The organism is Novosphingobium sp. KN65.2 (genome assembly GCF_001368935.1).
Classification (GTDB): Bacteria; Pseudomonadota; Alphaproteobacteria; order Sphingomonadales; family Sphingomonadaceae; genus Novosphingobium; species Novosphingobium mathurense.
The window spans coordinates 1-14,325 of sequence record NZ_CCBH010000202.1 but is presented as its reverse complement, the minus strand read 5'-3'; the positions used below and the strand labels follow the sequence as shown (position 1 = coordinate 14,325).

Below are 14,325 nucleotides of genomic sequence, written 5' to 3'. Positions count from 1 at the left end.
TTAGGCGGCGATACGTGGCAGTCAAGGTGCATGCGTGGGGCGCTGCGGGATCGAGGCACGCTGACGGAGCGTTACACGCACATGTCACTCAGATTCACAGATAGCGGATTGCGGCCATTCACAGATCGACTGGGTTGGATGGCCACAGCTTTGTGCCTTCTGAGCGCATGCCACCAACCGGTTGGTGGTCCGCCTTCATCCTCGAAACGGATATCGCAGGCATCTTCGCTTCAGCCCACAGACGCGGCTGCTTCCTCCAAGGCATCCCTGATACAAGCGCCGGTAGGCTGGCGCGATGCCCGGTGGAGGGTCCTTGTCGACGATGGCGACTACGAAGGAGCGTGCCTCTTCCTGCAGCAAGCTGGCGGCACATTCTCGATCAAGCGTCCGGACCATATGCCGCTGATACACGAGATATCGCTCATAACAGTTGCTGTCACCGGTCCGAACCAGGCGGGAGTCAGTGGCTTGAGCAGCGCGGGCACTGTTTCTCGCTGGGGTGGAGCCCAACGCAGCCGAGAAGACGGGGCCTGTTGGGTAGGCGCAGACATGACAATCTGCGCCTACTGACAGGCCTGCGATCGCGGGCGGCTCAGGCGTGCGATACCATCAGCAAAGCGACGCCCACCGTGATCAACACGAACCCGGCCCATTCGCGTGCCGTCAGCCAGCGTCCGGAAAGTTTGCGTGAGACGAGGGCGACGATGGGCATTTCGATCAGGGCCAGCGTGCGCACATTGGCGGCGGCAGTCAGCGAGAAGCCGATGAACCATCCGGCGGAGGCGAGTGCACCCAACGCTCCGCCCGTGACCGACAATCGCCATTCGCGAATGGAGCCGAAGAAGCCCGAAGCGTCGCGCAGCACGAACCAGCCAACGAGGACGGAGGACTGGATTCCCAGCGAAACCACCAGCATCAGGAGGCTGCGCAGCATGAAGCTGCCCTCCGGGACGGCTTCGATCGAGGCCCGAAAGCAGATCGAGGTCAACCCGAAGAGTGCACCACTGACGACGCCCACTGCCAGCGGCTTCACCTCGAACAGCTTCGCTCCGCCGTCCCCCGGCCGCAACGAGGCCATGACGACGCCGAAGGTCACCACCAGGACCGCCAGCCAACTGCCGAGCGGAAGTCGATCACCGATCAGGGCAAAGCCGAGGACCGCGACCGTTACCGGTTCGGTCTTGATATAGGCATAGGCGACACCGAAGTCGCGCTTCTGCATGACGACCAGCATGAGCGCAGTCGCCACGATCTGGGTCACCGAACCCACGGCCGACCATGCCAACGCATCGATCGGAACGGCTGCAAGCCCTTCCCCGGTCGCGATATGGAAAATCCCCAGGAACAGGATCGCAAGCGGCAAGCCGTAGATGAAACGCACCTGCGTTCCGCCCACGGTCCCGATCCGCGAAGCCAGCCGCGATTGCGCCGCGTTGCGCAGCACTTGGGCGAGCGCCGCGGCAAGGGTGAACGGCACCCACAGCAACGTTGAATCTGTCATCATCCCCCCGGAAGCGATCAAACCACGATCAGAAGCCGAGGAAGCTTACCTGTTCGTCGAGTGGCACCCGGTCGCGCTCGAACCGGTTGACAGGCGCATCCTCGTCGCGGTGGCCGATGGCCAGGCCGCAGAACAGGATGTGCGTCTCGTCGGAAACGCCGATGTGCTCCTTGATTACACGGGCATAGAGCGACATCCATTCCTGCGGGCAACTGTCCAGCCCTTCCTCGCGCAGCAGCAGCATGATCGACTGCAACCACATGCCCACGTCCGACCACTGCGGCGGCCCCATGAAGCGCTCGAAATAGCAGACCAGCAACGCCGGCGCGCCAAAAGAGAAGATGTTCGCCCGCGTGAAGGCTTCGCGGGCTTCGGCGTCCTCGCGCTCGATACCGAGCGCGCCATACATGCTGGCACCGACCTGCTGCAGCCGGGCCAGGTGGCGGGGCGACTGGTTTGGTTCGGAAAAGCTGTACTCGATCGGGTCCTGCGGCGCGGACGCCAGCATCTTTTCCTGCAGGGCCTTGAGCGGTTCGCCGGCCAGTACGGTGGCCTGCCAGGGCTGGAAATTGCAGCCCGACGGCGTCATGCGCGCCCGGTCCAATACGCGGCGGATCACATCGAGCCCGACCGCTTCATCGCGGAACGCGCGGATCGAGCGGCGGCTGGCGACAGCCTCGGATACTTTCATCATTCTTCCTCGAACAGGCCGGCGAGCTGTTCGATCATCGTGCCGCCGAGTTGCTCGGCGTCCATGATCGTCACCGCGCGGCGATAGTAACGGGTCACGTCGTGCCCGATGCCGATGGCGACGAGTTGGACCGGCGATTTCGCCTCGATCCACTCGATCACCTTGCGCAAGTGCGCCTCGAGATACCCTGCGCTGTTTACCGACAGCGTGGAATCGTCGACCGGCGCACCGTCTGAAATGACCATGAGGATGCGGCGATCCTCGGGCCGGGCGAGCATGCGGTTGTGCGCCCAGAGCAGCGCCTCGCCGTCGATGTTCTCCTTGAGCAGCCCCTCGCGCATCATCAGGCCGAGGTTCTTGCGCGCACGGCGCCAGGGCTCATCGGCCTTCTTGTAGATGATGTGCCGCAGGTCGTTGAGGCGGCCCGGGCTGGCAGGCTTGCCGTTCGCCAGCCATGCCTCGCGGCTCTGCCCGCCCTTCCAGGCCCGTGTCGTAAAGCCGAGAATCTCCACCTTCACGCCGCAGCGCTCCAGCGTACGTGCGAGCACGTCGGCGCTGATCGCGGCAATCGAGATCGGCCGTCCGCGCATCGAACCCGAGTTGTCGAGCAACAGGGTCACGACGGTATCCTTGAACTCGACGTCGCGCTCCACCTTGTAGGACAGCGACTGTCCGGGCGATACAACCACGCGGGCGAGCCGCGCGGCGTCGAGCAGCCCCTCTTCCTGGTCGAAGTCCCAGGAGCGGTTCTGCTGGGCCATGAGGCGACGCTGGAGGCGATTGGCAAGGCGCGTGACCACGCCCTGCAGCCCCTTGAGCTGCGCATCGAGATAGGCGCGCAGGCGCGTCAGTTCTTCCTCGTCGCACAGTTCCGAAGCGCCGACCACCTCGTCGAAGGCCTCGGTGAAGACCTTGTAGTCGAAGCTGTCGGGAATGTCGGTCCAGGGCCGGTTGGGACGGACGGGAAGCATGCCCTCCTCGCCGTCCTGGCCTTCCTCGGCCTCCTGCATGTCGTCCGAGGCCTCGCCATCGGATTCGCTTTCGCCCTCGTCTTCTCCCTGGCTGGGTTCGGCAGCCATTTCCGCCGGCTGCTGCTCCTCGCCCGCGTCGGCGCCGTCTTCTTCCTGTTCGGTTTCCTCGTCGCCGTCGAGATCGTCGGAGTCCTCGGGCGGCTGCTCGATTTCCTCGGCGCGGGTCAGCTCGAGGTGCTGGAGCATGTCGAGCGAGAGGTTCTGGAAAGCCTGCTGATCGCCGATCGAATCGGCCAGCGCCTCGATATCGCCGCCGGCCTTCTCCTCGATCCAGTCGCGGATCATGTCGACGCCCGGGCGCGCAATCTCGGGGATCGGCTGTCCGGTGAGCTTTTCGCGCAGCATCAGCGCCAGCGCCGACTGCAGCGGCACCTGGTCACGCGATTCGGCGCGGGAAATGGGATCGGAGGCGATGCGCGCCTCCAGCGATGCATCGAGATTCTCGCGCATCCCGGAATAGCGGTTCGAGCCAAGCGCCTCGTAGCGCACCATCTCGACCGCGTCGTAACATGCCCGTGCCGAGGGTTCGGCGGGAGCATGACGCTGGTGCAACCTGTCGTCGTGGTGGCGCACCTTCAGCGCGAAGCTGTCGGCATAGCCGCGGGCCTGCATCGCCGCTCCGCGCGGCAGGTTGCGTCCGGGCATCGGTACCCTGAAGGTTCCCCCCGTCGAGCTTGGCGCATCGGCCGTCCAGTTGACCTCGATCTCCTTTTCATGGGCGATGGCGCGCGATGCGCCTGCCAGAACGGATTTGAAGCGGTCGGCTGGGGTCTCGTCACTCAACGGGAAGGAACCTTAGGAAACAGGGTGGATACTCAGATAGTCTGGCCGGTCTTGGCCCAGTCGGCAAGGAAGCCTTCGATGCCCTTGTCGGTCAGGACGTGCTTGAACAGGCCCTTGATGACGGCGGGCGGCATCGTGGCGACGTCGGCACCGATCTTCGCGCACTGCAGCAGGTGGATCGGGTGACGGATCGAGGCCGCGAGGATCTCGGTCTCGAATGCGTAGTTGTCGTAGATCAGGCGGATGTCCTCGATCAGCGAGATGCCGTCGAGACCGTTGTCGTCGTGGCGACCGATGAAGGGCGAGATGAAGCTCGCACCTGCCTTGGCGGCCAGCAGCGCCTGGTTGGCCGAGAAGCACAGGGTCACGTTGACCATGGTGCCGTCCGAGGTCAGCTTCTTGCAGGTCTTCAGGCCGTCGATCGTCAGCGGCACCTTGACGCAAACGTTGTCGGCGATCTTGCGCAGGATTTCGGCCTCGCGCATCATCCCTTCATGGTCGAGAGCGACGACTTCGGCCGAAACCGGACCATCGACGAGACCGCAGATTTCCTTGGTGACTTCCATGAAGTCACGGCCGGACTTGGCAATCAGCGATGGGTTGGTGGTGACGCCGTCCAGCAGGCCGGTTTCGGCAAGCTCGGCGATATCGGCAGTGTCGGCGGTGTCGACGAAAAACTTCATGGCGTGTTCCTATCGGCAAGGCAGGGAGCCGCACGGGCGATTCTGGCCCGATACGGCGATTCTGGCGCCGCTATAGGGAAGCACGCCTCCTGCGGCTAGGCCTACAGGAGCTTGAGCCCGGCAATCAGCACCGGATCGTGCGTCGCCTCCGGATTTTCGCGAATTTCCGATTCGGCGGCCCCGATCTCGTACCAGATCGCATTGTCCGCCTCGAGCGCAAGGGCATGGGCGGCGTCGGCGATGTTCACCCCGGTCAGAGAGGATATCGCCTCACTGAGGAACGGATCGTCGGCTATCCGCATCGCGCGGTCGAGCTCCGGGATCATCGCGTTAACAAGGGCCGGCCCCATCTGGTCGCGCAGATATGTCGTCGCGCCGGAATGGCCCGCGCGCAGCAGGGCAATGGCATCGGAAATCGAGATGCGGCGCACGGCATCGGCGACCACGGGCGCTGCCATGCGGGCACCGTCCTCTGCCAGGTTGTTGAGCTGGTGCTGCAGCTTTTCGCGGAACAGGTTGCTGCGCAGGATCCCCGAGAGCAGCGTCCCGGTCTTGCCGAACAGCACCGGCATGTCGATTCGCGCCACGGCGCTGTCCCAGAAGCCGTCCGGCTGGGTCAGCCGGGCGAATGCCTGCCGGGTCGAAGCCTCGAGCAACCGGCGCACCACTTCGACATAGCTGGGCGGGCCGAGCGAGGCACAGCCCGGCAAGGTCAGCGCAGCGCCTGCCAGGATACCACCCAGCACCGCGCGCCGCCCGGTCACGATCGCCTGCAGTTCACCCCCGATTTCATTCGATCCCCAATTCACAATCGCATGCTCCTTCACCTTCACGGGACCGGATGCCTATATGCCCCGGCAGATGAACCGTGTCCGACTCCTTGTCTTCAACGCCGCGCTGGGCGTCCTCGACTATCGCGTTCCCGAAGGGATGACCGTGGAGCCCGGCTCCGTGGTCGTAGGTCCGCTCGGTCCGCGGCAGGTACTCGGCATTGTCTGGGAACCGGAACGTCTGAGCGCGCAGGAAGTGCCCGACGCGAAGTTGCGCCCGCTTCTGGAAGTGCTGCCGGTACCGCCCCTGCCCGCCCGGCTGCGCCGCCTGATCGAATGGACGGCCGACTACTATTGCGCGCAGCTATCCTCCGTTGCCCGTATGGCACTGGGCAGCAGCGCAGCACTGCGGGGCGGCGGCACGACGACCGAGTATCGCCTTTCCGGCGAGGAACCCAAGCGCCTTACGCCCCAGCGTGCAGTGGCGCTCGATGCACTGCAGGGCGAGCAGGCATCGATCCGCGAGCTGGCCGAACTGGCCAGCGTCTCCGAGGGCGTCCTGCGTGGCATGGTGGGCGCCGGGCTGCTGGAGCCGGTGACGGTCGACCTCGACCGCCCCTATCCCCCGGCCCTGCCCGACTTCGACCAGCCCGAACTCAGCGAAGGCCAACGCAAGGCCGCCGACACCTTCGTTGAAGCAGTGAAGGCCCGCAAGTTCGCTCCTTTCCTGCTCGACGGCGTGACCGGCTCGGGCAAGACCGAAACCTATTTCGAAGCCGTGGCAGAGGCGATCCGCGAAGGCCGGCAGATCCTTGTACTCTTGCCCGAGATCGCCCTGACCGAGAACTTTCTGCGCCGTTTCGAGCAGCGCTTCGGAGTCTCGCCGGTGCAGTGGCACTCTTCGCTCAAGGCCAGCGAACGCCGCCGCGCCTGGCGCGCGATCGCCTTCGGAGAAGCGCAAGTCGTCGTCGGCGCGCGCTCGGCCCTGTTCCTGCCTTATCCCAAGCTGGGGCTGATCGTCGTCGACGAAGCCCACGAGGTCTCGTTCAAGCAGGACGACGGCGTACGCTACAATGCCCGCGACGTGGCCGTGATTCGCGCCAAGTTCGAGCAGATCCCGGTCATCCTCGCCAGCGCGACGCCCGCGCTCGAATCGATGCAGCTTGCCGAAGCCGGGGTCTATCGCAAGATCGATCTGCCGGACCGCTTCGGCGGCGCGACGCTGCCGCAGATCAACATTCTCGACTTGCGCCAGGAGCCGCCCGAGCGCGGACGCTGGCTCGCCCCGCGCCTCGTCGATGAAATGAAGGAACGACTGGCGCGCGGCGAGCAGTCGCTGCTGTTCCTCAATCGGCGCGGCTATGCCCCGCTCACCCTATGCCGCAATTGCGGCTACCGCTTCCAGTGCCCCAACTGCACCGCCTGGCTGGTCGAACATCGTTTCTCGCAGCGCCTCGCCTGCCATCACTGCGGCCACGAAACGCCGGTCCCCGAGGCCTGCCCCGATTGCGGGACTGCCGACTGCCTCGTTGCCTGCGGACCGGGCGTCGAGCGTATTGCCGACGAAGTCGCCGAGATCCTGCCCGAGGCCCGCACGGCGCTGGTCACTTCGGACACCATGAACAATCCCGAGGCGATCGCCGAATTCGTGGCAATGGCCGAGGGCCGCGCGATCGACGTGATCATTGGGACCCAGCTCGTTACCAAGGGCTATCACTTCCCCGAGCTGACACTGGTCGGCGTCGTCGATGCCGACCTCGGTCTGGAAGGCGGAGACTTGCGCGCGGCAGAGCGCACCTACCAGCAGGTCGCACAGGTCGCCGGGCGCGCCGGGCGTGGCGAGAAGCCGGGCGAAGTGCTGATCCAGACCCGCCATCCGGAAGCCTCCGTGATCGCGGCGCTGGCCGCGGGAGACCGCGATGCGTTCTACGCGGCCGAGACCGAGGCCCGCCGCGATGCAGGCGCGCCGCCGTTCGGGCGCTGGGCCGCGATTATCGTCTCATCGGAAGACCTGTCCGAAGCCCAGTCCGCCGCCCGCGCCATCGGCGGCACCGCGCCCGACCATCCCGACATGCTCGTCCTCGGCCCCGCGCCTGCCCCGCTGTCACTGCTGCGCGGACGCCACCGCTTCCGCCTCCTGATCAACGCGCGGCGCTCGGCGGAACTGCAGCGCTACTTGCGCGAATGGCTCGACCCGCTGGAATTCCCGCGCGGCGTGCGCGTCCATATCGACATCGATCCCTACAGCTTCGTGTGACCTAGCCCCGGTCCGGCGCTTCCCGCTCGCGTTTGAGCAGTTCGCGCTTGATCGCTTCGCCATAGGCATAACCGCCAAGCGAACCGTCTGACCGGATCACTCGGTGGCAGGGGATGAGGACGGCGACATTGTTCGCGCCATTGGCCGAGCCCGCCGCACGTACCGCCGCGGGCTTGCCGATGGCCGCTGCGATCTGCGCATATGTGCGCGTCTCGCCCGCAGGTATCCGCTGCAGTTCCTGCCAGACCGCCTCCTGGAAGGCGGTACCCTGAACGTCGAGAGGAATGCTGCGGGAATCGCCCGGCTGCTCGACCGCGGCAACGACCCGGCGCAGAAGGCCTGCGAATTCCTCGCCGCCTTCCACCAGCGTGGCCTTGGGGAAGCGGGCGACCAGGTCCTCAAGTGCTTCCGCGAAGGACAGTCTGCACACGCCCTTGCCCGTGGCGGCCACGAGCATCTCGCCAAGGCTGGTCGGGACCACCGCCCAGTGGATCGTCACGCCCTTGCCCCCGTCACGCCACGCCGAAGGGCTCATGCCCAGCTTTCCCTCGCTGGCTTCGTAGAATCGAGAAGAAGCACCGAAACCCGCGTCGTAGATGGCCTCTGTCACGTTCGCTCCCCCGCTCATCGCATCGCCTGCCCGGCGCAGCTTCAGTGCGCGCGCATAGACTGCCGGCGACAACCCGACCGCACGCTTGAACAGGCGCTGAAAATGGGTCGGGCTATATCCTGTCAGTTCGGCAAGCTCCTCTAGCGAAGGTGCCTGCTCTGCCTCCTTGATCCGGCCGATGGCCACCCGGAGAGCCTCTTCATCGCGCGAGACGTCACCGGGTCGACAGCGCAGGCACGGACGAAGCCCCGCTGCCTCGGCTGCGCGAGCCTCCTCGAAGAAGCGCACGTTCTCGCGCCGGGGATGGCGCGCCGAGCAGGACGGGCGGCAATAGATGCCGGTCGACAGTACCCCGGTCACGAACCGACCGTCGAACTTCCGGTCGCGCTCGAGCACCGCCTGCCAGGCGCGCTCCTCGTTCAATCCGGCTTCTGCAAGGCTCACTGATCCGCTCCATGGCGCTCTATGCGCGCTGCGAAACATCCATAGGCGGCATTGTGCACATGGATGCAAGCCACGTCACGATTGGCGAAGAGCCGGTCGATGCCGTCTTCCACCTTCCCAGGGCCAACAAGCAGGGCATCGACCATCATGCCGCCCTGCGCGAATCCCCTCAGCGACAGATGCCGCCCATCGAATACGGGAGGCAGGCAATCGACATAAGGTTCGCACTCTTCGGCAAGCTCACGAACGAATATCGCATGGGTGGTGCGATAGGGATTATCCACCGGATGGCTGACAAAATTGAGCAGGAGCACGCTCTCGCCCCTGTCGGCATCGCGCAGGCTAATCCGGCACGGAAACCCCCGATCCGCGTCAGCGACTAGCCGCAGCGCCCCTATTCGCGCCAGTTCCTGTCCATCCATCGAAAAATAGGGAGCGAACGAAGATCTCGGCAGACCCATGATTCGGTACGTCATCGCAGGCAACTCCACGGCTGTTTCCGCCATAGTTGCACCCCTGCAGAACCACCGCTTCCCGCGCCTTGCTTTTAAACCGCTTTTCGCAGCATTGTCTCCAAGCACCTTCGGGTGCCTTGCATCATGACAATATCGTCGCTATGCGCGCCCCGTCTGCGGGCCGGGGGGTGCGTTACTTGCGCACGTCCGTAACAGTGCCCCAGCCCACCCGATGTAAGGAAAGAACACGCGTGGAGAATTCCGGCGGCATAAAAGCCAGCTTGCAAGGGCGCTACGCTTCGGCGCTATTTGATCTTGCCAGCGAGAACGGCACCGTTTCGGCGGTTGAGTCCGACCTTGAGAAAGTCGGTCAGGCGATCGGCGAGAGCGCTGACTTCGCAGCACTGATTCGCAACCCGCAGGTGAGCCGCGAGGCCGCCGGAAAGGTTGTCGATGCCGTCAGCGGCGTTCTGGGCCTTTCGGACCTCACCAAGAATTTCCTGGGCGTGCTTGCGGCCAACCGCCGCCTCTCCGCCCTGCCCGAGATCATTCGCGCCTTCGCCGCGATCGCAGCCGCCCAGCGCGGCGAAGCGACCGCCGACATCACTTCCGCTCATGCGCTGACCGACGAACAGGTCGAACAGCTGCGCCAGAAGCTGGAAGTTCGCGAAGGCCGCAAGGTCAAGGTCAAGACGAGCGTCGATCCCGACCTGCTCGGCGGCCTTGTCGTCACTATCGGTTCCAAGCGCATCGACAGCTCGATCCGCACCCGTCTCAATTCGCTCGCCCAGGCCATGAAGGGCTAAGAAAGGCAGAACAATGGATATCCGCGCAGCAGAAATCTCGAAGGTCATCAAGGACCAGATCGCCAGCTTCGGCACCGAAGCCCAGGTTTCCGAAGTCGGCTCGGTTCTGTCGGTCGGTGACGGCATTGCCCGCATTCACGGCCTCGACAAGGTGCAGGCCGGCGAAATGGTCGAGTTCGCCAACGGCGTGCAGGGCATGGCGCTCAACCTCGAAGCCGATAACGTCGGCGTCGTGATCTTCGGCTCGGACGCCGAGATCAAGGAAGGCGACACCGTCAAGCGCACGAACACCATCGTCGACGTTCCCGTCGGCAAGGGCCTGCTCGGCCGCGTGGTCGACGCCCTCGGCAACCCGATCGACGGCAAGGGCCCGATCGAAGCCACCGAGCGTCGCCTCGTCGAAACCAAGGCTCCGGGCATCATTCCGCGCAAGTCGGTTCACGAGCCCGTGCAGACCGGCCTCAAGGCCATCGACGCCCTCGTTCCCGTCGGCCGTGGCCAGCGCGAGCTGATCATCGGTGACCGTCAGACCGGCAAGACCGCCGTTGCCATCGACACCTTCATCAACCAGAAGGATGCGAACAAGGGCAACGACGAGAGCAAGAAGCTCTACTGCATCTACGTCGCCGTTGGCCAGAAGCGCTCGACCGTCGCGCAGATCGTGCGTCAGCTCGAAGAAAACGGCGCGATGGAATACTCCATCGTCATCGCCGCAACCGCTTCGGAACCCGCTCCGCTGCAGTACCTCGCGCCCTACACCGGGGCCGCGATGGGCGAATTCTTCCGCGACAACGGCATGCACGCCGTCATCGTGTACGACGACCTTTCCAAGCAGGCCGTCGCCTACCGTCAGATGTCGCTGCTGCTCCGCCGTCCGCCGGGCCGCGAAGCTTACCCGGGCGACGTTTTCTACCTGCACAGCCGCCTCCTCGAGCGCGCGGCCAAGATGAACGACGACAACGGCGCCGGCTCGCTGACCGCCCTGCCGATCATCGAAACCCAGGCAGGCGACGTCTCGGCCTACATTCCGACCAACGTGATTTCGATCACCGACGGCCAGATCTTCCTTGAAACCGGCCTGTTCTACCAGGGCATCCGTCCGGCCATCAACGTGGGTCTGTCGGTGTCGCGCGTCGGCGGTTCGGCCCAGACCAAGGCGATGAAGAAGGTCGCCGGCTCGATCAAGCTCGAGCTCGCCCAGTACCGCGAAATGGCTGCCTTCGCGCAGTTCGGTTCGGACCTCGACGCTTCGACCCAGAAGCTGCTCAACCGCGGCGCTCGCCTGACCGAGCTGCTCAAGCAGAAGCAGTTCTCGCCGCTGGCCTTCGAAGAGCAGACCGTGTCGATCTTCGCCGGCACCAACGGCTACCTCGACGGCATCGCGGTCTCCAAGGTCACCGAGTACGAAGCTGAAATGCTCAGCTTCATGCACGAAAAGCACGCCGACGTGCTCGAACTGATCCGCACGACCAAGGACTTCGGCGACGAAGCCAAGGCGAAGACCAAGGCAGCGCTCGACGCGTTCGCCAAGCAGTTCGCCTGAGATTGACCTGATCTTCCGTTCCGGTCTGCCCGCGAGGCAGCCGGAGCGGAACAAGGAGAGAAACGAGTGGCTTCGCTCAAGGAACTCAAAGGCCGCATCAACTCGGTCAAATCGACCCAGAAGATCACCAAGGCCAAGCAGATGGTCGCCGCGGCCAAGCTGCGCAAGGCGCAGGCGGCGGCCGAGTCCGCGCGTCCCTATGCTTCGCGCCTCGCCGAGGTGATGGGCTCGCTCGCCAGCAAGATCACGGTCAGCGACAACAGCCCCAAGCTGCTCGCCGGCACCGGCAGCGACCAGATCCACCTGCTCGTCGTCGCGAACTCGGACAAGGGCCTGTGCGGCGCGTTCAACGCGAACATCGTCAAGGCCGCCCGCGTCAAGGCGAAGGAACTGGAAGCACAGGGCAAGACCGTGCTCTTCTACCTCATCGGCCGCAAGGGCCGCGCGGTAATCAAGCGCGAGTACCCCAAGCAGATCGCCAAGATGTTCGACACCACCGACGTGCGTGATCCGGGCTTCAACGAGGCCGAGAAGGTCGCGAACGAACTCGTCGCCATGTACGAGGACGGTCAGTTCGACATCGCGCACCTGTTCTACTCGAAGTTCCGCTCGGCGCTCGTCCAGGAGCCGACCAGCCAGCAGATCATTCCGGTCCCCGCGCCCAAGGCCGCCGTTGCCGAAAGCGACGCCGTGGTCGAGTACGAACCGGACGAGGAAGACATCCTCGCTGCCCTGCTGCCGCGCTACCTGCGCACGCAGATCTTCGGCGCACTGCTTGAAAACGCCGCTTCCGAGCAGGGCGCGTCCATGACCGCCATGGACAACGCGACCCGCAACGCTGGCGATTTGATCAACAAGCTTACCATCCAGTACAACCGCAGCCGCCAGGCCGCGATTACCACCGAACTCGTCGAAATCATCGCGGGCGCGGAAGCGCTCTAAGACATCGCAGGCAAGGAAACCAAAATGGCCACCGCACCCGTGCTCAACCAGACCACTACCGGCAAGATCAGCCAGGTCATCGGCGCCGTCGTCGACGTGACCTTCGAAGGCGAGCTGCCCGCAATTCTCTCCGCGCTCGAGACCGACAACAACGGTCGCAAGCTCGTGCTCGAAGTTGCCCAGCACCTCGGCGAGAACACTGTCCGCACCATCGCCATGGACGGCACCGACGGCCTCACCCGCGGCCAGGACGTCGTCAGCACCGGCGCCCAGATCTCGGTCCCTGTCGGTCCCAAGACCCTCGGCCGCATCATGAACGTCGTCGGTGAGCCGATCGACGAGCGCGGCCCGATCGGTGCCGAGCAGTCGGCCCCGATCCACGCCAAGGCTCCGGAATTCGTCGACCAGTCGACCGAAGCCGCGATCCTCGTCACCGGCATCAAGGTCATCGACCTTCTCGCGCCTTACGCCAAGGGCGGCAAGATCGGCCTGTTCGGCGGCGCCGGCGTGGGCAAGACGGTTCTCATCCAGGAACTGATCAACAACATCGCCAAGGGCCACGGCGGCGTGTCGGTCTTCGCGGGCGTCGGTGAACGTACCCGTGAAGGTAACGACCTCTACCACGAGTTCCTCGACGCCGGCGTTATCGCCAAGGACGCCGAAGGCAACGCCACTTCGGAAGGTTCGAAGGTCGCCCTCGTTTTCGGTCAGATGAACGAGCCCCCGGGCGCCCGCGCTCGCGTCGCTCTCTCGGGCCTGACCATGGCCGAGTACTTCCGCGACCAGGAAGGCCAGGACGTTCTGTTCTTCGTCGACAACATCTTCCGCTTCACCCAGGCGGGTTCGGAAGTGTCGGCACTGCTCGGCCGTATTCCTTCGGCCGTGGGCTATCAGCCGACCCTGGCGACCGACATGGGCGCCCTGCAGGAACGCATTACTTCGACCACCAAGGGCTCGATCACCTCGGTCCAGGCCATCTACGTTCCCGCGGACGACCTTACCGACCCGGCGCCGGCGACCTCGTTCGCGCACCTTGACGCAACGACCACGCTGAACCGCGCCATCTCCGAGCTCGGCATCTATCCGGCCGTCGACCCGCTCGACTCGACCTCGCGCGTGCTTGAGCCCCGCGTTGTCGGCCAGGAGCACTACGAAACCGCTCGCAAGGTCCAGGAGACCCTGCAGAAGTACAAGTCGCTCCAGGACATCATCGCCATTCTCGGCATGGACGAGCTCTCGGAAGAGGACAAGCTGACCGTCGCCCGCGCGCGCAAGATCCAGCGCTTCCTCTCGCAGCCGTTCCACGTGGCCGAAGTCTTCACCGGCATTCCGGGCAAGTTCGTCCAGCTCGAAGACACCATCAAGTCGTTCAAGGCCGTTGTCGACGGTGAGTACGACCACCTGCCGGAAGCGGCCTTCTACATGGTCGGCGGCATCGAAGAGGCCATTGCCAAGGCCAAGAAGCTGGCTGAGGACGCGTAAGTCTCATGGCACTGCACTTCGAACTCGTTACGCCGGCGAAGCTCGTCCGCTCGGAGGACGTCCACATGGTGGTCGTCCCCGGCACGGAAGGCGAGTTCGGCGTGCTCCAGGGCCATGCGCCCTTCATGTCGACGGTCGCCGACGGCGCCCTCAAGGTCTACCGGACCGAGAACGGCGCTCCGGAAGAGATCATCATCACCGGTGGCTTCGCTGAAGTCGGCGATACCGGCCTGACGGTTCTCGCCGAACACGTCGAAGGCTGATTTCGACAGCCAGAAACGCCGAAAAGGGGCGTCGCCGGAACACGGCGGGGCCCCCTTTTTTTTT

13 protein-coding genes are annotated in these 14,325 nt (G+C 64.8%); 6 read left to right on the top strand and 7 right to left on the bottom strand.

What is annotated here, in order from left to right; all coding sequences use genetic code 11:
- Positions 1-592: 592 nt before the first annotated feature.
- The 5 genes from SPHV1_RS21535 to SPHV1_RS21515 all read right to left on the bottom strand — a co-directional run bounded on the left by SPHV1_RS21535 (position 593) and on the right by SPHV1_RS21515 (position 5,498).
- Positions 593-1,501, bottom strand: a complete 909-nt coding sequence (locus SPHV1_RS21535) for a DMT family transporter (protein WP_054948124.1) — start codon at positions 1,499-1,501, stop codon at positions 593-595.
- A gap of 28 nt (positions 1,502-1,529) precedes the next feature.
- Positions 1,530-2,192: a nitroreductase gene (locus SPHV1_RS21530; protein WP_054948051.1), complete on the bottom strand. Its 663-nt coding sequence runs from the start codon at positions 2,190-2,192 to the stop codon at positions 1,530-1,532.
- Positions 2,192-4,006, bottom strand: a complete 1,815-nt coding sequence (gene cobT, locus SPHV1_RS21525; RefSeq protein ID WP_054948050.1) for a cobaltochelatase subunit CobT — start codon at positions 4,004-4,006, stop codon at positions 2,192-2,194. The genes SPHV1_RS21530 and cobT overlap by 1 nt, the downstream gene beginning before the upstream one ends.
- A gap of 32 nt (positions 4,007-4,038) precedes the next feature.
- Positions 4,039-4,689 (bottom strand): fructose-6-phosphate aldolase, encoded by a 651-nt coding sequence (fsa, locus tag SPHV1_RS21520; protein ID WP_054948049.1) that lies wholly within the window; start codon positions 4,687-4,689, stop codon positions 4,039-4,041.
- Positions 4,690-4,790: 101 nt separating this feature from the next.
- Positions 4,791-5,498, bottom strand: a complete 708-nt coding sequence (locus tag SPHV1_RS21515) for a DUF4197 domain-containing protein (protein ID WP_231634810.1) — start codon at positions 5,496-5,498, stop codon at positions 4,791-4,793.
- 52 nt (positions 5,499-5,550) lie between these two features.
- On the opposite strand from SPHV1_RS21515, the gene SPHV1_RS21510 reads away from it, so the two are divergent.
- A complete protein-coding gene (locus tag SPHV1_RS21510; RefSeq protein ID WP_054948122.1) occupies positions 5,551-7,716 on the top strand; it encodes a primosomal protein N' in 2,166 nt (721 codons plus the stop codon).
- 1 nt (position 7,717) lies between these two features.
- Here the strand turns inward: SPHV1_RS21510 and ada are convergent, their stop codons facing one another.
- Positions 7,718-8,770 (bottom strand): bifunctional DNA-binding transcriptional regulator/O6-methylguanine-DNA methyltransferase Ada, encoded by a 1,053-nt coding sequence (gene ada / locus SPHV1_RS21505; protein WP_054948048.1) that lies wholly within the window; start codon positions 8,768-8,770, stop codon positions 7,718-7,720.
- Positions 8,767-9,276: a DUF1203 domain-containing protein gene (locus SPHV1_RS24655; RefSeq protein WP_369817968.1), complete on the bottom strand. Its 510-nt coding sequence runs from the start codon at positions 9,274-9,276 to the stop codon at positions 8,767-8,769. The genes ada and SPHV1_RS24655 overlap by 4 nt, the downstream gene beginning before the upstream one ends.
- Positions 9,277-9,476: 200 nt before the next feature.
- On the opposite strand from SPHV1_RS24655, the gene SPHV1_RS21495 reads away from it, so the two are divergent.
- The 5 genes from SPHV1_RS21495 (at position 9,477) to SPHV1_RS21475 (ending at position 14,261) form a co-directional block, all read left to right on the top strand.
- Positions 9,477-10,031, top strand: coding sequence for a F0F1 ATP synthase subunit delta (locus tag SPHV1_RS21495; protein ID WP_054948046.1), 555 nt, complete (start codon positions 9,477-9,479; stop codon positions 10,029-10,031).
- 13 nt (positions 10,032-10,044) lie between these two features.
- Entirely contained in the window at positions 10,045-11,574 is a 1,530-nt protein-coding gene (gene atpA, locus SPHV1_RS21490) for a F0F1 ATP synthase subunit alpha (RefSeq protein ID WP_054948045.1), read from the top strand.
- A 66-nt stretch (positions 11,575-11,640) separates the two neighbouring features.
- Positions 11,641-12,516 carry a F0F1 ATP synthase subunit gamma gene (locus tag SPHV1_RS21485; protein ID WP_054948044.1) on the top strand — a complete coding sequence of 292 codons (876 nt, stop codon included), beginning with the start codon at positions 11,641-11,643 and terminating at the stop codon, positions 12,514-12,516.
- A 24-nt stretch (positions 12,517-12,540) separates the two neighbouring features.
- Positions 12,541-13,998, top strand: a complete 1,458-nt coding sequence (atpD, locus tag SPHV1_RS21480) for a F0F1 ATP synthase subunit beta (protein WP_054948043.1) — start codon at positions 12,541-12,543, stop codon at positions 13,996-13,998.
- Positions 13,999-14,003: 5 nt separating this feature from the next.
- Positions 14,004-14,261, top strand: a complete 258-nt coding sequence (locus SPHV1_RS21475) for an ATP synthase F1 subunit epsilon (RefSeq protein ID WP_054948042.1) — start codon at positions 14,004-14,006, stop codon at positions 14,259-14,261.
- Positions 14,262-14,325 lie beyond the last annotated feature (64 nt).

What these genes read in the sequence shown, in the direction of transcription:
- SPHV1_RS21535 (WP_054948124.1), bottom strand. Translation starts at nt 1,501, where the DNA reads ATGACAGATTCAACGTTGCTGTGGGTGCCGTTCACCCTTGCCGCGGCG.
- SPHV1_RS21530 (WP_054948051.1), bottom strand. Translation starts at nt 2,192, where the DNA reads ATGAAAGTATCCGAGGCTGTCGCCAGCCGCCGCTCGATCCGCGCGTTC.
- fsa (WP_054948049.1), bottom strand. Translation starts at nt 4,689, where the DNA reads ATGAAGTTTTTCGTCGACACCGCCGACACTGCCGATATCGCCGAGCTT.
- SPHV1_RS21510 (WP_054948122.1), top strand. Translation starts at nt 5,551, where the DNA reads ATGAACCGTGTCCGACTCCTTGTCTTCAACGCCGCGCTGGGCGTCCTC.
- SPHV1_RS24655 (WP_369817968.1), bottom strand. Translation starts at nt 9,276, where the DNA reads ATGGCGGAAACAGCCGTGGAGTTGCCTGCGATGACGTACCGAATCATG.
- atpA (WP_054948045.1), top strand. Translation starts at nt 10,045, where the DNA reads ATGGATATCCGCGCAGCAGAAATCTCGAAGGTCATCAAGGACCAGATC.
- atpD (WP_054948043.1), top strand. Translation starts at nt 12,541, where the DNA reads ATGGCCACCGCACCCGTGCTCAACCAGACCACTACCGGCAAGATCAGC.
- SPHV1_RS21475 (WP_054948042.1), top strand. Translation starts at nt 14,004, where the DNA reads ATGGCACTGCACTTCGAACTCGTTACGCCGGCGAAGCTCGTCCGCTCG.